This is a genomic window from Polaromonas sp. UBA4122 (assembly GCA_002381615.1).
In the GTDB taxonomy this organism is placed as follows: Bacteria; Pseudomonadota; Gammaproteobacteria; order Burkholderiales; family Burkholderiaceae_C; genus Polaromonas.
In genome coordinates, this window is record DFWY01000006.1 from 1 (window position 1) to 16,820 (window position 16,820).

The window sequence follows — 16,820 nt, forward strand, 5'->3', positions numbered from 1 at the left end:
CAGCGTGCCGCTGCCCCAGCGCATGATTTGCAGCACCGGGCCGAAGATTTCGTCTTTGACCTCGGCCAGACTGCTCACTTCGAAGGCGGCGGGCGGCACGCTGTTGGCTATTAAATTAGCAGCAATTTGGGCAAACCGCTTCGCGGACTGCAAACCCCTATGAGTCAGATCGTCGCGGCTGCCGGGGCATCACTGACAACCCACGAATACAGTGCAACGAATATCAATGCATCAAATACGGCGCCGAAGCAGATGTACAGGACCGGCATGAAAAGCACCGACAGGTGCTGCATGATGAAGGCCTGCGCCAGCACCTGGTGAGGAACCATGATGGCGAAAAACAGCAAAATCAGCGCGGTGTGAAAAAGCTTGACCCACAGGCTTTGATTCAGGATGTAGTACCCCACTGCCAGCATCAGCGGCGTTGACAGCATCACCACATAACCGATGGTCATGAGTTCTTCGCTGTGACGTGCCATGCTGTAGGGAAAGGCCGAAGGCGCCAACCAGAAATACATCAGCGTGACGGCCTGTATGACGCACACGATCCGCAGCGGATATTTGAGTGGCAATTTAGCATGGTCCATGCGCAGCGACAGCGCAAAGGCCATCAGCGTAACCACCGCGGTGACCACCAGGGTAGTTGAGCTGGGCATCGGCGCGCCCTCAGGCCCGCTTGAAAAGCGCAAGGTGTGTTGCCCGGCCTCGTTGAGCTGATTAGACAGGCTGAAGGGCAGGTCTAGGCCGCTGGACCAGAGCAGAATGCAGCTGCGCCAGAAATCCAGCAACAGCGGTTTTCCCCAGAATATCAGTCCGCACAGCAACAGCGGCAAGAGGACCGTCTGGGCCAGAAGGTAGGGCGTCACCTTCAGCGGCGTAATGGCCCGGTGCGGGCGGACCTTGACACGGCTGGCCCGGGCTTGCCTGGCAGCGGAAAACGTCGCATGAAAAACGCGGTCGTGCTCACGGGCCTGGTCAGACACGGAATTTGTTATTGAGGTCATGGGATTCGATCAGAAGTCGTGAAAGATGCCGATGTTGATGCCGGAGCGGCGATACAGCGGGTTGGTATAGCGGTTGGCGCTGACCAGCAGGCCTGTGCGCTGGTCAAGCCAATGGCGCCAGGCGACACTGGCCTCCCGGCTGTCGAAGTCCACGAGCTGCGTGTTGGCCGCGACGGCAAGATAACCTTCACTACCCCATGTGTAACGCGCGCTCACCAGATCCTGCTTGTCGCGGCCGTAGGTGACTGCCACGAACTGCTGCTGGGTCCGCACGGAACCCGGGTTGCTGTTATTCAGGCGCACGCCGCCCTCCACAATCCAGGGCGACGCAAAGTAATAGGCCGCGCCCAGCGACAGACTCCGGTCCGTGTGGCCATCAGGTGCGTCATAGTAGCCAACCCCGACCGAGCTGACGAGGCTGCGATCGGCTAGCCATTTCTTGTAAAGTGTGGCGTCAACGCGGTAACGCGGCAGGTAGAAAGCGCCGTCGCCCACGCCCAGCGCGACGGATCCAAACCAGTCTTCATTGAAGGTGTAGGTATCACTCAGGCCGACGAACGCGCCATCTGTGTCAAACCGGCGGTTCAGAGACACCTCGCCCTGCAAAAGATTCCGGGGCAATCCGTAGGTGCCGCGCAACGTCAGGTCGCGCCAGTTGCCGAAGCCAGCGCTGAGACTCTGGCTACCCGCGCTGAGTTCAAGGCTGCGCTTTCCTTCGTCAGCCGCCAGCACCAGAGGCGCCTGGATGCCGTCCTCCTTAGGCAAGGCTACTGGTTGAGCCACCGATTGTGCCTGTGTCGGGCATGCGTTGGCCACCAGGACCAGCAGAGCGAAAAGTTTATTTTTTAACATGGGACTCTATTTTTAATATTGATGGAAGGAATCGGTCGCGGTCAGAATATGGCGGTCGTTCGGCCGCCACTCATTTGCAGCTGGCGTCTTTGGTCGCTGGCGTCAAACCCTTGCTGATCAGGATTTGGTAGGACGTCTCGTCAGTAATCGCCCAGCGCGAAGAGTGACGCAGCGGCCCCGCCTCACGCAGCCAGCAGCGTGCGCTGGCTTTGTCGTTCTGGCGCAGCGCGAGCACGGCAAGCAGGCCCCACGGGTAATCCGCTTTCCCTTGGCTTAGCCAGTCCGCACGATGCGCGGTCATCCAACTGCGGTAGTACAAACGTGCGTCGCCGGGCAGCAGCGGAAAATCCACTAGCAGCGGGAAAATCTGTGCCACATGGTCTGGGTAAAAAGCAGGCTTTTGAGAGCGCTGTTCGAGCTGGGTAGAAACCAGAAAACGCTTGTTGGCCGGGTCCCAGAAGGTGTCATGAATCGCCCGCGCCAGCTTGTTGGCCTCAAGAACCTGTTGGGGCTGCTTCAGATGGGCTTTGAGCGACCATACCTCCAGGTTGTCCATGAACAAACCATGCAGGACCATGGGCGACACCATATAAATGCCGCGCGAAGGCTGAAACAGATGGTCGAGCGAGGCCTTGCTGGCCACATAGCTCTTCATCCAGACAGGATTCTTGCTCAACTGCGCCGGCATGGTTTCCAATAGCTTCATCCAGATGGCCAGCAATGAGTCGTCGGCATCGGCGGTCTTGCATGAAACCCATTTTTTGTCTGCGCCGCGGCAAAAGCGGTCGAACGTACCGTCGGGCTTTTGCCCGGGCACCAGCCAGTTGGCAAACTTCTCGGCGGGCGCCGAAATGTCCATTCCATTGTCGTGTGCCAGCAGCAGGGCCTGCATTGCAAAGTAGGGATCCGCCGAATCACCGCCATGCAAGACTGTGATGGCACCGCCTTCGTCCGTGTAGCCGCCAAGCTCCAGCTGGGGGGCAACGCTGGCGAAGGCTGCACAAGCCACCAGCGTCATCAGGGCTCCGGCTGAAATGAGATGCTTGAGCTTCATACCGGCTTCACCATGCCGATCTCGTGCGCCCAGATAGCGCCATGCACGGCAACGCCGTCTTCGACAATGATGTTGCGTGCACTGACAGTTGTGTGGGCGTCGGGCAGGCCGATCACGGCGCTTGCCCCTATCAGGATGTCGCTTTCAGAAATTACCGGACCTATTGCCCGCGCGTCGCTGAATATATACACACGCCCTTCGCAGGTGACAGCGCCTTGCACCGAGGCGCGGGGGCCAATGCTCGCCCCTTTGCGCGACTTGATATCGCCGATCACCGTGGTCGCGGCGCCTATGGTCAGAAAGCCCGTCACTACCAGAGAGCCCCGGTAGAGCTTGCCGGCAGCCAGCGCACAGTCACCTCGAATCAAAAAAAGAGATGGCGTTTGCTGTATGGCCCCCGGCAGATCTGCATAGCTTGCCGGAGTTTGTTCGGCCTCAGCCGGTGGCAATACGTGGCTGATGCGCGAGCCAAAGCGCAGAGTCGGCGCCTGCAGGCGCTCAAACCAGGCCTCGTTGCCCAACTCGATGGCTGTACCTGCCGAAACTCGCCGAAGAGTCACACTGTTCGGCCCCAAGCGCAATACGCCGTTAGCATGGGCCCAGTCGTTGATTTCGCTTTTTGCGCCAAGCTCGATGTTGCCCGTTGCGTACAGCGCCGAAAAAGAAGACTCGGCTCCCGCGCGAATATCGCCCTCAACGTAAACCGGCTGGACGCTGCGGATCGGCGCCCGGGTTTCGATGCTGCTTCGCGAAATCAGCCGCTTGCGCGCCTTGCCCCAGTCCATGCCATCAACCGGATCGGTCACAAAGTCGAAGTCCTCGTAGCCGGTTGGCTCCCCCAGCCCCAGCTTTGCCGCGACGTCAGCGTGCAGGCGCCTGGAAAAGTGATCGACGTCGTTGGTGTAGTTGGGCGAAATGGGCAGCGCTGCAAAATCGGTCGGATACCGCCACTCCCGGAACGCGGGCACGAACGGCAGCGTCAGCAGCAGCAGGCAAATCAAAACAAAAGCGGTGTAACTAAAATAATTCATGGTCATCATTTGGCGGCCTCCACGCGGTAGCGTATTGTTTTTTCCCAGACCATCTCTCGTTTGAGAAGACCGTCGAGCACCTGGCTCCAGACGGCGCCCGAAATTGAGAACAGGCTCACCAGAAAGCCCAGCATATTGAAAGGCAGCAGCCGGAGGCGCCTGCGGTTGCCGTCGATCAGGACGGCAACGACGATTTCAAAGAAAGCGGCAAAGTTGCCGAGCGTGCCATAGATCAACAGCGCGAAGATGGGAATCAGTTGCGACAGCAGCGAGCCTGCATTGAGAAAATACAAACCCAAAGCCAAGCACCAGCCGACGAGCATGAGGAGTGGAACGACAAAGACGAACAGCAGCAGCAGGCCATCAATGCGCTGCCCAAGGGTCAGGTAGGAACTGGTTGCAAATTTCCACCAGTAGCGTGCCATCACCTGGTTATGGCCCTTGGCCCAGCGCGCCACCTGCTTGATCCGTACGCTCCACTCCTCAGGAACCTCTTCATAGCACTCGGAGCGGTTGGTGTAGACGGTTTTCCAGCCGTTGAACATGAGCCGGTACGTGATGTCGGTATCCTCTGCCAGCGTGTCGTCGTGCCAGCCGCCGACGGCCTGGACCGCAGAAAGGCGCACGCCGCCCACGGTCCCGCCATACTGCGGCATCAGGTTCATGTTCATACGTGCCTGCTGGTCGACCTGGTAGCCGCCCGATCGCTCAAGGTCCAGCATTCGGGTTAGCAGGTTGGCGCCGCTGTTGACGGGCACCACGCGCCCCATCACGGCACCCACCTCGGGATCAAAAAAGGGCGCCACCAACTGCTTGAGCAGACCGCGACCGGGCACGTAGTCGGCATCAAAAATAATGGCGATGTCGCCTTCTGCATAGCTCAGTGCATCCTTGAGGGCTGCGGATTTTCCCGCCTTGCCGCTGGTGCGGTGAAACGGTGAAATACGCGAAGGAAAACGCGCCACGTAGTTGTCGATGATTTCGCCGGTCCTGTCTTTGGACCGGTCATTGACCGGAATGATCTTCAGTCGGTCCATGGGATAGTCGGTATTGAGCAGCGCCTCAATGCAGCCGGCAATGACTTTTTCTTCATTGTGGGCCGCAATGAACACGGTGATCATGGGCCAGCGCGCCACGGCAATGTCGATGTAGGGATGGCGCTGGACACCAATCAGGCGATTCATGGTGAAAAGAAAGTGCCGGACGCCGTAAAACATCATGATCACCACGATCAGGAACAGTACCGACGCCATCACGGCAGCCACCGGGTAATCCTTGAATGAAGGCATCAGGGCACCGGGGTTTTCCGGTTGCGCGCGAGCCGGCATCGCGACCATCAGCCAAGCCGCCATCAAGGCTAGGAAGGCCCGCAACCGGCCTGGCCAAGTGGCACCAAGGGCTAAATTTTTCAACGGAAAATCCGAGTGGGAAGAATGCATGAAGAAGCTCCAGGTAAATCAGATCACGCCACTGAAGCCAGCGCCGCGGGTTCGGTGGCGAAGTTGCGCTCCAGCACATCGACAATGCGCCTGGACGCCATACCGTCGCCGAACGGATTGCCGGCCAGCGACATCTGCGTATAGGCTTTCGTGTCTTTGGAAAGCCGGGTGACTTCATTGACGATTGCGCAGCGGGTTGGGCCTATCAGCAAGGCACAGCCGGCTTCGACGGCCTCGGGCCGCTCGGTTTCCTCGCGCAGCACCAGCACCGGCACGCCAAACGTAGGCGCCTCCTCCTGCAGGCCGCCCGAGTCGGTCAGAACCAGCCAAGCATCGGCAAGGGCCTGCTGCATTTGGGTGTAGTCCAGCGGAGAGGTCAGCCTGACGTTGGCGATACCGCCCAGAATGGCATTGACGGGGCCCTGGATCACGGGATTCAGGTGAACCGGAAACAGCACCTGGAGATCAGGCTGCAGGTGCGCGATCTCCGCAATGGCGTGGCAAATCTCGGCCACATCATTGCCCCAGTTTTCCCTTCGGTGGACTGTGACGAGCAAGTGGCCGCGGCCCTCGGTTGATCGCTTGACGCCGCGATGCGCGCGAGTCCACTGCTGGGCGTCGATCACGGTGTTGCCGGTCATGTAAATATACTCGTCTGCAATACCCTCAGTCTGCAGCGCCACCAGCGAACGCTCCGTCGGCGGAAAGTGAAACCGCGTGAGGCGGCTGATCATCTGGCGCAGTCCCTCCTCGGGGAACGGACGGTTCAGGTTGTAAGTGCGAAGTCCCGCCTCAACGTGCGCCAGCGGAACACGGTTGTGGAACGCGGCGAGTGCGCCAAGAAAAGCGCTTTCGGTGTCGCCCTGGACGATGACCAGAGACCAGTCCTGTTGGGTCATCACGGCGTCAAGTTGCTGCCTGCAACCGGTGCTGAACTCCAGCAAACTGCTGCCGGCACGCTTGAGCGTGATGTCAGGTACCACGTCGAAACAAGCCAGGATCTGACTCGCCATTTCCTCGTGCTGGCCTGTGTGCAGCCACTGCACACGGGCCCACCCGGTCTCACGGAGCGCGTGGTAGAGCGGCGCCAGCTTGATGATCTCCGGGCGTGTGCCTGAAACAATGAGGATGTTATGCATTAGTTAATTCTTGAAATAAGGTTATGAAAAGACTGGTGAGCCCGAACGGAGGGGCATGAAAGGGAAAACATGAAAACGAAAAAGCGTCGACGCACCGGCGAAAGGCCGTGACCCAGTCAGCATCATTGAGTACGGGCATCACAGCCGGATCGCGGAGCCTCCGCGGACGCGTTAAAGCTGTTGGCCGCCCCGCTGGCATGCAGGTCAATAATCACGACGATGTCCCCACCGAAGCGACCCACCCCGAACTGACTCATGAGTTGCTGCTCATGCTCGGGAGAGTCCATGCGCAAGAAACAGAGCGCCTGACGCTTGCCAGCCTGACGGGCTGTCAAAATGTCGAGTCGGACGATCGACCCAAAGCGGGAAAAAAGTGAACACATCCCCAGCCTCAGCGCGCTGATGTCGGTGCAATTTTTTAGCTGTTCAAGGGCGTTATTCATGATTACTTATGATTTGAAAATTATTGAAATTTGTGAATTCATTAAACTTATATTCGTACTTAAATATAAAAAGGACTTCTGGCCGACGCCCGGAGGAAATACCTGCCCTTACCGTAGGACACCACCTTTGGACCGGCAAGGACTCCGTGCCGCGATTCGGTGAGCTGCAGCCCCAGGGCCTTGGCCATGAAGTCCGCCTCGCGACATTCCCACCCTGCTGCTGCGACTCGCCGAACGTCGCAGCAGGACTCCGCTTTGGCGATGTAGTCCTTGATAGCGGAAACCCTTTCTTGAAACGTCGCGATAACTCCTTGGCTCAGCTTTGCCGCCACAACGCGCGCGGTGTGGACTGCGCGTCTGTGCGCTACCGCACTTCCCAAAGTCCCGATTGCCCAGGGATCCAGGGACACGCGAGGTATGTCGTGAGCTTTGCCGACTGCAAAATTGCCAAGACTCGCATTTCGAGAGGTAGCGGGTGTGCCAGCTTCGTGGCGGCTTTCGTCCAGCAAAGGCATGCGGACAGATGGTGTCAACCCGGGCCATTTGCCGGTTGCCAGTGGCGCGACCAGCGCGGTGAGATCAGGGTGCTCGACCGCAGCGGACTCGAAGCTGCGGCGTCCAACTGCCAGGCCGCTGACCGGCAGATCTACGCCGAGTTGCCAGGCTGACCAGCGCCCGCTGCTCCGACGTCCGGTAACCTGCCCGAGGTTCGGGAAGGACTCAGTCCGCCGCCTTGAGCTGGTGCAGGGACTCTTGCACTTCATCGCCCGGACGCGGTTGCCCGCGCAAAAGCGGTAAGCTTGACGCTCACCAGTGTGCCGGCTTCTCATTACGTTTCTTTTCAGCCCTTCATGCCATGCCACGATCCATACTGTCCGCGCCGCAACCGGCCATCCGCCGCGAATCCCCTGATCCAGCCCGCCAACTACTGGCCCTGCTGGAACGTGCCGCAGGCGCGGGCATCTGGGTGCTTGAGTTGCCGGGCTGGCGCCTGACATGGACTGACCCGCTGGCAGTTCTGCTTGAGATGCCGATCGATGTGGCGCCTGCGTATAAAGACGCGCTTGATTTCTATGCACCTGAATCGCGCGAGCTGATGACAACGGCACTCCATGCCTGCCTGAATCATGCAGCGCCCTTTGATGAAGAGGTGCAGATCATCACAGCGCGCGGCCAGCGGTTGTGGGTACGCTCGCTTGGAGAAGCGTTCCGTGATGCCTCGGGGGCCGTTGTGCGCATTCAGGGCGTGCTGCAGGACCTCACGGAAAGAAGGCGTGCCGCGCAGGAGTCGCAGAGCCTGACCATGCGGCTGAGCACGACGCTGGCCAGCATCACGGACGCCTTTGTCACGCTCGACCGCGAGGGCCGCTTTACCTACGTTAATCACGAGAGCGAGAACCTGCTGCGCCGTCCAAGCACCGAGCTGTTGGGCCACCGAATATGGCACGAACTGGACATCAACGGGAACGGCCGTATTCGCCGCGAAATGCTTACGGCAATGAGCAGCGGAAAAAACCTTGAGTTTGAAGAATTTTATGCAGCGCTGGGAAAATGGCTGGAGCTGCGCGCCTATCCATTCGAGGATGGCCTTGCCGTGTACTTTCGCGACGTCAGCGACAGACGGCGGTCGCAGGAGCAACTGTTGCTGCTGCAGACCAGTATTTCACGCCTGAACGACATTGTGCTGATCACAGAGGCCGGCTCGTTTGATGCGCCCGGCCCGCGCATTGTGTTTGTCAACGACGCCTTCGAACGCCAAACCGGCTACAGCCGCGACGAGGTGCTGGGCCAGTCGCCGCGCCTGCTGCAGGGGCCGCTGACCCAGCGTGCCGAGCTGGACCGCATCCGCTCGGCTCTGCAGCAGTCTCAGCCGGTCCGTGCGGAACTCATCAACTACAAAAAGAACGGCGAGCTGTTCTGGATGGAGCTGGAGATCGTGCCGGTGGACTATTTCAGCCGCGGGCTTACGCATTGGGTTGCCGTGGCGCGCGACATCACCGAACGCAAGGCCGCCGAAGATGAAATCGAGCACCTGGCGTTTTACGACACACTGACGCAGCTGCCCAACCGCCAGCTCCTGATGGACCGCCTGCAGCATGCACTGTCACAAAGCGCCAGGCATAGAAAAATCGGCGCACTGATGTTTATTGACCTCGACAACTTCAAGGTGCTCAACGACACGCTGGGGCATTCCAAGGGCGACTTGCTGCTGCAGCAAGTCGGTGAGCGTCTATCTAGCTGCGTCCGAAAGACCGACACCGTTGCACGCCTGGGCGGTGACGAGTTCGTTGTGATGCTGGAAAACCTGGGAGACAACCCGCAGGTCGCTAACGCCAAGACCAAAGTCGTCGGTGAAAAAATTCTGGCCGCGCTCAGTGAACCTTACAACCTGGCGGGCTACCAACACCACGCCACCTGCAGTATCGGAATCACCTCATTTAGCAAGGACCAGGAGAGCATTGGCGAACTGCTCAAGCAGGCTGATCTGGCGATGTACCAGGCCAAGGCGGCGGGGCGCAACTCGGTGTGCTTTTTTGACCCCGAAATGCAGGCGGCGGCAACTGCGAGCGCGGCCCTGAATACTGAGCTGCGCAGGGGCTTGCGCAACCATGAATTTTTGCTGCACTACCAGCCACAGGTGGGGCGTAACGGTCTCATGGTCGGCGTTGAAGCGCTGATCCGCTGGATGCACCCAGAGCGCCGCATGGTGTTTCCCGATGACTTCATCTCTCAAGCCGAAGAAAGCGGACTCATCCTGCCGCTTGGCAAGTGGGTGCTGGAGACCGCCTGCGCGCAGCTGGCCCGCTGGGCCAAGCGCCCCGAGACCGCAATGCTCAGTATTGCAGTGAACGTGAGCGTGCGCCAGTTTCGCCACCCAGAGTTTGTCGAGCTGGTGATGACCATCATCAACCAGTCCGGCATCTGTGCGCACCGGCTCAAGCTGGAGCTGACCGAAAGCCTGCTGGCCACCGACATCGACGTGACGATCGCCAAGATGGGCAGACTCAAGAACGCCGGCGTGACGCTGTCCATAGACGACTTTGGAATGGGCTATTCGGCGCTCTCCTACCTGAAACACCTGCCGCTGGACCAGCTGAAAATCGACCGAAATTTTGTCAAGGACGTGCTGACCGACCCCAACGATGCGGCCATCGCGCGCACCATCATTGGCCTGGCGCAAAGCCTGGGTCTTGCCGTCATGGCCGAAGGCGTCGAGACCGAAGCCCAGCGCGACTTTCTGGCACGGCATGGCTGCGAGAGCTACCAGGGTTACCTGTTTTGCAAGGCCCTCCCCATCGACGAGCTCGAAGCCTTCATGCAAGGCATAGCGCTTCAAAGCCTGCCGCAGCAGGCCCGGTAGCCGAGCATGGGTCGGCCGCGAGTGGCGGTCAATGCAAGGGTCTAGAGCGTGTGCTCTATGACAAATTCAAAAGGCGGAGAGCACATCACCACGCCCATAGCCCATTACAGGGCGGTGGCCAGCAACGCCGCATTGCCGCCCGCCGCCGTGGTGTTGACCGTCACCGTCTGCTCGGTGCAGAAGCGGTAGAGATAGTGCGGCCCGCCCGCTTTGGGGCCGGTGCCACTCAAGCCTTCGCCACCGAAGGGCTGCACGCCCACCACCGCGCCAATCATGTTGCGGTTGACATAGACGTTGCCCACATGCGCGGCAGCGGCGAGCGCCTGCGCGCGTGAATCGATGCGGGTCTGGAGGCCCAGCGTGAGGCCGTAGCCGAGGGCGTTGATCTGCGCGATCACCGCTTCAGGGGTTTTCAGCGTGCCGCTGCCCCAGCGCACGATTTGCAGCACCGGGCCGAAAATTTCGTCTTTGACCTCGGCCAGGCTGCTCACTTCGAAGGCGGCGGGCGGCACGCTGTTGGTCATGAATGCTATTGAATCAGTAGCTGCTTGCGCCCGTCCCTTCTTGGTTACAAGCACTTTTGATGTTGAATTCAGGCGCTGCAGGTGTTTTTGGAGCTTGTCAAAGGCCTCGCAGTCAATCACCGGGCCGACATCGGTGGCCAGCTCGGCCGGGTGACCCACCACCAACTCTTGCGCGGCGCCCTGGATCATTTCAATCACCGCGTCGGCGATGCCTTCGTGCACGCACAATAGGCGCAGCGCCGAGCAGCGCTGGCCCGCAGAGCGGAAAGCGCTTTGCAGCACGGCATCGGCCACCTGCTCGGGCAGGGCCGTGCTGTCCACCAGCATGGCATTGATGCCGCCGGTCTCTGCAATCAGCGGAGCTATGGGGCCGTCTTTGGCGGCCAGCGCCCGGTTGATGAGCCTGGCAACCTGGGTGGAGCCGGTGAACACCACACCGGCCACGCCAGGCGCAGCGACCAGCGCCGCACCCACGGTCTCGCCGGGGCCGTGCAGCAACTGCAGGGCGCCTTCAGGCACGCCGGCCTGGTGCAGCAGCTTCACGGCTTCCCACGCCACGCCCGGCGTTTGCTCGGCGGGCTTGGCCAGCACGGCGTTGCCGGTGACCAGCGCGGCCGCGACCTGACCGGTAAAAATCGCCAGCGGAAAATTCCATGGGCTGATGCAGACCCAGACGCCGCGCGCCGTCAGGCGCAGTTCGTTGCTTTCGCCCGTGACGCCTAACGTCACTCCAAGGTACTGGCCCGGCAGTGCCACCGGCTGCATGATGCGCTCGGCTTCATTGGCGTAGTAGCGCAAAAAATCTACCACCTCGCGCACTTCAGACACCGCATCGCCCCAGGTCTTGAACGCTTCCTTGACCAGCAGCGCGCAGAACTTGGGCATCTGCTGCTGCAGCGCATCAGCAGCGCGGCGCAGGATGGCGGCGCGCTCAGCCACCGGCACCTTGCTCCATTTTTGATAGCTACTCACACCCGTCGCTAGAGCGCTAGAGGCCAGTTTTTCATCAAATTCAGGCACCACAGGCAGCGGAGTAGTACTGAAGGCAGCGAACAGTGGCGCACGCATGCTTTCGACCGTCAAATCCAGCCCCAGGCTGTTGGCGCGGCTGGGGCCGTACAGCACAGGCGGCAACGGCAGGGACGACTCCGGCTCCAGGCGCAGCGGCGATGTCAACAGCTCGCCCATGCCCACCGATTCGTCGGCCAGCTGGTGCACGAACGAGGAGTTGGCGCCGTTTTCCAGCAGGCGGCGCACCAGGTAGGCCAGCAGGTCGCGGTGCGCTCCGACGGGCGCGTAAACGCGGCAGCTGATCAGCGGGTTTTTCAACACTTCGCGGAAAATGCCCTCGCCCATGCCGTGCAGGCGCTGCAATTCAAACTTGGCGCCGCCCCCGGTGCCGGGCCGCCCCAAGCCGGGGGACGCCCCTTCGGGGAGCAGGGGCGAAGCCCCGTGGGGGCCAAAGGTCTGCGCGGCCATTTGAATGATGGCGGCAATCGTGCCTGCGTTGTGCCCAGCAAACTGCGGGTAAACGGCATCCGGCGCGGCCAACAAGGCCTGCGCGCAGGACAGGTACGACACGTCGGTGTGGTGCTTGTGGGTGAACACCGGATAGTGCGGCAAGCCCAACTCTTGCGCACGCTTGATTTCCGAATCCCAGTACGCGCCCTTGACCAGGCGGCACATCAGGCGCAGCTTGTACTTGCGGCCGATGGCGATGACGTGCTCAACCAGGTCGAGTGCGCGGCTCTGGTAGGTTTGCATGGCCAGGCCAAAGCCCTGCCACTGCGGGTGCTGCTGGGCCACCCGGGCGGCAAGGGCTTCAAACACGTCGAGCGACAGCTCCAGCCGGTCCACTTCCTCGGCGTCAATCGTGAGGCTGATATTGGCCTGGGCCGCCAGCTCGCACAGGCTCCAGACGCGCGGCACCAGCTCGGCCATCACACGCTCGCGCTGAGCGTCTTCGTAGCGCGGGTGGAGCGCGCTGAGCTTGATGGAAATACCATCATTTTTCTCGGTAGGCCCCGTCATATCGGCACTAGCAGCTATGAATCTAATAGCATTTGTAGAACTGTCGAGGTAGCGCAGCGCATCCAGATCGGTGCGTGAGCCCTCGCCCAGCATGTCGTAGCTGTATCTCAGGTTGGCCGTTTTCTTGCGCGCGTCGTCGGCTTCCTTCATGGCTTCGCCCATCGTCTGCCCCAGCACGAACTGGCGGCCCAGCAGCTGCAACGCGCGCACGGTTGCAGCGACCACCGTACGCGCCCCCAGCTTGCTCATGATGCCAGCTTCGTCAGCCCGTCCTGCGCTTGCCGAAGGAGGTAAAAACTTCTTGGACATCGCAATCGCCGCGGCCGACAGGCGGGCCATCGCGCCGTGACTTGCGCCATCCCCTGCGCTGTCGAAATCAGCGCGCCCGAGCTGGTCGGCCGTCAGGGCAATGGCGGTTTCGGCATCGGGTACACGCAGCAGGGCTTCGGCCAGGCGCAGCAGGGCGAGACCTTCGGCGCTGGAGATCGGGTATTCCCTGAGCAGGCTCTCCATGGCCCAGAACGGTGGCGGGTTGTCGCGCACGGCCTGCACCCAGGGCTGCGCAGACTGGGCGGCGGCCGCCCAGTCGAGTGCGCCCGCCAGGCTCTGCAGCTGGCTGGCCACGATTTCAGCTTCGGGACGATAGGGAAAGGGCAGGCGCGGGGATACGGACATCAGGGACTCCATCAAGGGGTTTCGAAATTTCAAAGCGAACAGGGTGAACTCAGTTCAATGAGCTAATGTTCTATTGAATGAAAACAAATTTCCCGCTAAATTTGCATGATTTACCGAATAATTCACTAGCTATGCAAGAAGACTCACCACACATTGACCGAATCGACCTGAAAATCCTGACTGTTCTGCAGCAGGATGGACGCACTTCCAACCTCAAGCTGGCCGAAAGCGTGGCCCTGTCACCCACCGCCGTGCTGGCGCGCGTGCAGCGGCTCACCCGGGATGGCTATATCCTGGGCTACGAGGCGCGGCTGAACCCGCTCAAGCTGGGCGCCGGGCTGATGGTGTTTGTGGAAGTGCTGCTGGACCGCACCACGCCCAACGTGTTTGAAGCCTTCAAGGCGGCGGTGCAGGCTTACCCGGAAATCATGGAATGCCACATGGTCGCTGGCGGCTTTGACTACCTGCTCAAGACCCGCATGGCCGACATGGCCGCCTACCGCTCGTTTGCCGGCACCGTGCTGTGGCAGCTGCCCGGTGTGCGCGAAACCCGCACCTACGCCGTGATGGAAGAGGTAAAGAACACGACCCGGCTGCCCTTGCCCGGGGCATGAACCACCCGCAATCCCGGCTCGACCAGCGGGCCCGATCGGTGCAGAATACTGCTTGAACATCTGAAACTCTGAGGGGAACCACCATCATGACGCACCATCGCATCCTGTTGCGCACCCTGCCAGCCCTGGCCTTGCTGGCGCTCTGCCTGCCGGCCAGCGCCCAGACCCTGAAGGCTGGCCTGTGGGAACACACGGTCGCCATGAAAAGCCAGAGCGGCGAGATAGAAAAAGCCATGACCGAGATGCAGAAGCAGCTCGCCACCATGCCGCCGGCCCAGCGCAAGCAGATGGAGCAAATGATGGCCGCGCAAGGCGTGGGCATGGGCCCCAAGGCCAATGCCGTCAAGGTTTGCGTGACGCGCGAAGACAGTGCGCGCATGTTCATGCCCCAGCAGGGCGGCCAGTGCACGCAGCAGGCAGTCCAGCGCAGCGCAGGAACCGTGAAGGTCCAGTTCAGTTGCAGCGGCAACCCGCCCACCAGCGGCGAGACCGAGATCACCCTGCTGGGCGACACCGCTTACACCGGCAAGACCCTCGTCAACACCACCGCCCACGGCAAGCCAGAGCAGTTGACCATGGACCAGTCGGGCAAATGGCTAGGCGCGGACTGCGGCACCCTCAAGCCGCTGTCCAGGGCTCCGGCCAACAAGTAAGGCCGTAAGACGTGAGGCGACGCAGGCGCTGCACGGCCAGATCAGCCCGTCGCGCGCGATCGTCCGCCAAAAATTGCCGTTCCTACGCGCACCATGGTGCTGCCTGCATGAATGGCAGCCTCCAGATCCGCCGTCATACCCAGCGACAACGTGTCCATGGGAACGGGCAACACGCCCGAGGAATTTATATGGTCAAAAATGGCTTTTACCCTTTTATGGAGGGCGCAAGCAGCTATAAAATTAATAGCAGGTTCGGGGATTGCCATCAACCCGCGCAAGGCAAGGCGCGGCAGCTGCGTGACCTCCTGTGCCAGCGCCTGGACGTCTGCGGGCGTCAGGCCTGATTTATTGACGCCGCCATCCACGTTGACCTGCAAACAGATCTGCAGGGGCGGCAAATGAGGCGGCCGCTGCTCACTCAGGCGCTGGGCAATTTTCAGCCGGTCTACCGACTGCACCCAGTCAAAGTGCTCGGCCACGAGCCTGGTTTTGTTGCTTTGCACCGGGCCGATGCAGTGCCACTCCAGCGCATTTGCAGCAGCACCAGACTGTTCGCCAGACTGCGCCCCTTGCCCCGCCTGCCAGGCGCGCAGTAGCAGAATCTTCTCGACCCCCTCGGCGATGTAGTTTTCTCCAAACGCGCGCTGCCCGGCCAGCAGGGCCTCCATCACGGCATCGGCGCCAAAAGTTTTGGAGACCGCCAGCAAGCGCACGCAGGCCGGGTCGCGCCCGGCGGCGACGCACGCCGTGGTGATGCGCTCACGCACCCTCTGAAGATTAAGCACAATCGTGGTCATAATCCAACTGTAAACTCAAGTTCAAACTCAATTTCGACTTCCAAGGATCCCCGGGATGGACATTACGCAACTGCTGGCCTTTAGCGTCAAAAACAAGGCGTCCGACTTGCATTTGTCGGCAGGCTTGCCACCCATGATCCGGGTTCACGGCGACGTGCGGCGCATCAACATCGATCCGCTGGACCACAAGCAGGTGCATGCCATGGTGTACGACATCATGAACGACACCCAACGCAAAATCTACGAGGAGTTTCTCGAGGTTGATTTTTCCTTCGAGATCGAAGGCCTGGCGCGCTTTCGCGTCAATGCCTTCAACCAGATGCGAGGCGCCGGTGCGGTGCTGCGAACCATTCCTTCCAAAATTTTGACACTGGAGCAACTGGGTGCGCCCAAGATTTTTGGCGACCTGGCGCTCAAGCCGCGCGGCATGGTGCTGGTGACGGGCCCGACGGGCTCGGGCAAGTCCACCACGCTGGCCGCCATGGTCAACTATTTGAACGAAACCGAGTATGGCCACATCATCACGGTGGAAGACCCGATCGAGTTTGTGCACGAATCCAAAAAATGCCTGATCAATCAGCGTGAGGTCGGCCCGCACACGCTGAGTTTCAACGCCGCCCTGAAGTCCGCCCTGCGCGAAGATCCGGATGCCATTCTGGTGGGCGAGATGCGCGACCTTGAAACCATTCGCCTGGCCATGACGGCCGCCGAGACCGGTCACCTGGTGTTCGGCACGCTGCACACCGCCAGCGCGGCCAAGACGATCGACCGGATCATTGACGTGTTCCCGGCCGAAGAAAAGGAAATGATCCGCTCCATGCTGTCGGAGTCGCTGCAGGCCGTGATCTCGCAAACACTGTGCAAAACCAAGGACGGCTCGGGCCGTGTGGCAGCGCACGAAATCATGCTCGGCACCGGCGCCATCCGCAACCTGATCCGGGAAGCCAAGGTCGCGCAGATGTACTCGTCCATCCAGACCGGCAACAGCGTGGGCATGCAGACGCTGGACCAGAATCTGAGCGACCTGGTCAAGCGCAACGTGATTTCCGCCGCTGAAGCACGCAGCAAGGCCAGGACCCCTGAAAACTTCCCCGGTTGATCTGCCGGGCATCAGGAGAACCGATCCATGAAAGGCTTGCTCGGACTTTTCAAGCAGTCCGCCCCACCCCGGGGGGGGGGGGACGACCACTCTGATTCGGTGCT

13 protein-coding genes are annotated in these 16,820 nt (G+C 60.7%); 4 read left to right on the forward strand and 9 right to left on the reverse strand.

Annotated features, from left to right (window positions below; genetic code table 11):
• Positions 1 to 164 precede the first annotated feature (164 nt).
• The 7 genes from B3F77_RS01010 to B3F77_RS01040 form a co-directional block, all read right to left on the reverse strand.
• Positions 165 to 1,004, reverse strand: a complete 840-nt coding sequence (locus B3F77_RS01010; protein WP_293603156.1) for a hypothetical protein — start codon at positions 1,002 to 1,004, stop codon at positions 165 to 167.
• Between the two features lie 9 nt (positions 1,005 to 1,013).
• Positions 1,014 to 1,856, reverse strand: a complete 843-nt coding sequence (locus B3F77_RS01015) for a YaiO family outer membrane beta-barrel protein (protein WP_293603157.1) — start codon at positions 1,854 to 1,856, stop codon at positions 1,014 to 1,016.
• A gap of 70 nt (positions 1,857 to 1,926) precedes the next feature.
• Positions 1,927 to 2,910, reverse strand: coding sequence for a hypothetical protein (locus B3F77_RS01020; protein ID WP_293603158.1), 984 nt, complete (start codon positions 2,908 to 2,910; stop codon positions 1,927 to 1,929).
• The gene (locus B3F77_RS01025; protein ID WP_293603159.1) at positions 2,907 to 3,941 is read right to left on the reverse strand and encodes a polymer-forming cytoskeletal protein; all 1,035 of its coding nucleotides are present in this window, start codon (positions 3,939 to 3,941) and stop codon (positions 2,907 to 2,909) included. Before B3F77_RS01025 ends, B3F77_RS01020 begins: the two co-directional genes overlap by 4 nt.
• A gap of 5 nt (positions 3,942 to 3,946) precedes the next feature.
• Positions 3,947 to 5,380, reverse strand: a complete 1,434-nt coding sequence (locus tag B3F77_RS01030) for a glycosyltransferase family 2 protein (RefSeq protein WP_293603160.1) — start codon at positions 5,378 to 5,380, stop codon at positions 3,947 to 3,949.
• A gap of 23 nt (positions 5,381 to 5,403) precedes the next feature.
• Positions 5,404 to 6,519, reverse strand: coding sequence for a non-hydrolyzing UDP-N-acetylglucosamine 2-epimerase (wecB, locus tag B3F77_RS01035; protein WP_293603161.1), 1,116 nt, complete (start codon positions 6,517 to 6,519; stop codon positions 5,404 to 5,406).
• A gap of 122 nt (positions 6,520 to 6,641) precedes the next feature.
• Complete coding sequence (locus B3F77_RS01040; protein WP_293603162.1) at positions 6,642 to 6,962, reverse strand: RNA recognition motif domain-containing protein; 321 nt, start codon at positions 6,960 to 6,962, stop codon at positions 6,642 to 6,644.
• An 856-nt stretch (positions 6,963 to 7,818) separates the two neighbouring features.
• Between B3F77_RS01040 and B3F77_RS01045 the strand changes: the two genes are divergently transcribed.
• Positions 7,819 to 10,323 carry a sensor domain-containing protein gene (locus B3F77_RS01045; protein WP_293603163.1) on the forward strand — a complete coding sequence of 835 codons (2,505 nt, stop codon included), beginning with the start codon at positions 7,819 to 7,821 and terminating at the stop codon, positions 10,321 to 10,323.
• Positions 10,324 to 10,427: 104 nt separating this feature from the next.
• On the opposite strand, the gene B3F77_RS01050 is transcribed toward B3F77_RS01045, so the two are convergent.
• A complete protein-coding gene (locus tag B3F77_RS01050) occupies positions 10,428 to 13,553 on the reverse strand; it encodes an L-glutamate gamma-semialdehyde dehydrogenase (protein ID WP_293603164.1) in 3,126 nt (1,041 codons plus the stop codon).
• Positions 13,554 to 13,684: 131 nt separating this feature from the next.
• On the opposite strand from B3F77_RS01050, the gene B3F77_RS01055 reads away from it, so the two are divergent.
• Both B3F77_RS01055 and B3F77_RS01060 read left to right on the forward strand, forming a co-directional pair.
• A complete protein-coding gene (locus B3F77_RS01055) occupies positions 13,685 to 14,167 on the forward strand; it encodes an Lrp/AsnC ligand binding domain-containing protein (RefSeq protein ID WP_293603165.1) in 483 nt (160 codons plus the stop codon).
• A gap of 86 nt (positions 14,168 to 14,253) precedes the next feature.
• The gene (locus B3F77_RS01060) at positions 14,254 to 14,820 is read left to right on the forward strand and encodes a DUF3617 domain-containing protein (RefSeq protein WP_293603166.1); all 567 of its coding nucleotides are present in this window, start codon (positions 14,254 to 14,256) and stop codon (positions 14,818 to 14,820) included.
• A 41-nt stretch (positions 14,821 to 14,861) separates the two neighbouring features.
• On the opposite strand, the gene B3F77_RS01065 is transcribed toward B3F77_RS01060, so the two are convergent.
• Positions 14,862 to 15,617 carry a YggS family pyridoxal phosphate-dependent enzyme gene (locus B3F77_RS01065; RefSeq protein WP_293603167.1) on the reverse strand — a complete coding sequence of 252 codons (756 nt, stop codon included), beginning with the start codon at positions 15,615 to 15,617 and terminating at the stop codon, positions 14,862 to 14,864.
• A gap of 55 nt (positions 15,618 to 15,672) precedes the next feature.
• Here B3F77_RS01065 and B3F77_RS01070 point away from each other — a divergent pair, with 55 nt between their 5' ends.
• Positions 15,673 to 16,716 (forward strand): type IV pilus twitching motility protein PilT, encoded by a 1,044-nt coding sequence (locus B3F77_RS01070; RefSeq protein WP_293603168.1) that lies wholly within the window; start codon positions 15,673 to 15,675, stop codon positions 16,714 to 16,716.
• Positions 16,717 to 16,820: the final 104 nt, after the last annotated feature.

Excerpts from the sequence above, each read along its gene's own strand:
- B3F77_RS01050 (WP_293603164.1), bottom strand. The coding sequence starts at position 13,553 with ATGTCCGTATCCCCGCGCCTGCCCTTTCCCTATCGTCCCGAAGCTGAA.
- B3F77_RS01055 (WP_293603165.1), top strand. The coding sequence starts at position 13,685 with ATGCAAGAAGACTCACCACACATTGACCGAATCGACCTGAAAATCCTG.
- B3F77_RS01045 (WP_293603163.1), top strand. The coding sequence starts at position 7,819 with ATGCCACGATCCATACTGTCCGCGCCGCAACCGGCCATCCGCCGCGAA.
- B3F77_RS01060 (WP_293603166.1), top strand. The coding sequence starts at position 14,254 with ATGACGCACCATCGCATCCTGTTGCGCACCCTGCCAGCCCTGGCCTTG.
- wecB (WP_293603161.1), bottom strand. The coding sequence starts at position 6,519 with ATGCATAACATCCTCATTGTTTCAGGCACACGCCCGGAGATCATCAAG.
- B3F77_RS01070 (WP_293603168.1), top strand. The coding sequence starts at position 15,673 with ATGGACATTACGCAACTGCTGGCCTTTAGCGTCAAAAACAAGGCGTCC.
- B3F77_RS01065 (WP_293603167.1), bottom strand. The coding sequence starts at position 15,617 with ATGACCACGATTGTGCTTAATCTTCAGAGGGTGCGTGAGCGCATCACC.
- B3F77_RS01025 (WP_293603159.1), bottom strand. The coding sequence starts at position 3,941 with ATGAATTATTTTAGTTACACCGCTTTTGTTTTGATTTGCCTGCTGCTG.
- B3F77_RS01010 (WP_293603156.1), bottom strand. The coding sequence starts at position 1,004 with ATGACCTCAATAACAAATTCCGTGTCTGACCAGGCCCGTGAGCACGAC.
- B3F77_RS01020 (WP_293603158.1), bottom strand. The coding sequence starts at position 2,910 with ATGAAGCTCAAGCATCTCATTTCAGCCGGAGCCCTGATGACGCTGGTG.
- B3F77_RS01015 (WP_293603157.1), bottom strand. The coding sequence starts at position 1,856 with ATGTTAAAAAATAAACTTTTCGCTCTGCTGGTCCTGGTGGCCAACGCA.
- B3F77_RS01040 (WP_293603162.1), bottom strand. The coding sequence starts at position 6,962 with ATGAATAACGCCCTTGAACAGCTAAAAAATTGCACCGACATCAGCGCG.
- B3F77_RS01030 (WP_293603160.1), bottom strand. The coding sequence starts at position 5,380 with ATGCATTCTTCCCACTCGGATTTTCCGTTGAAAAATTTAGCCCTTGGT.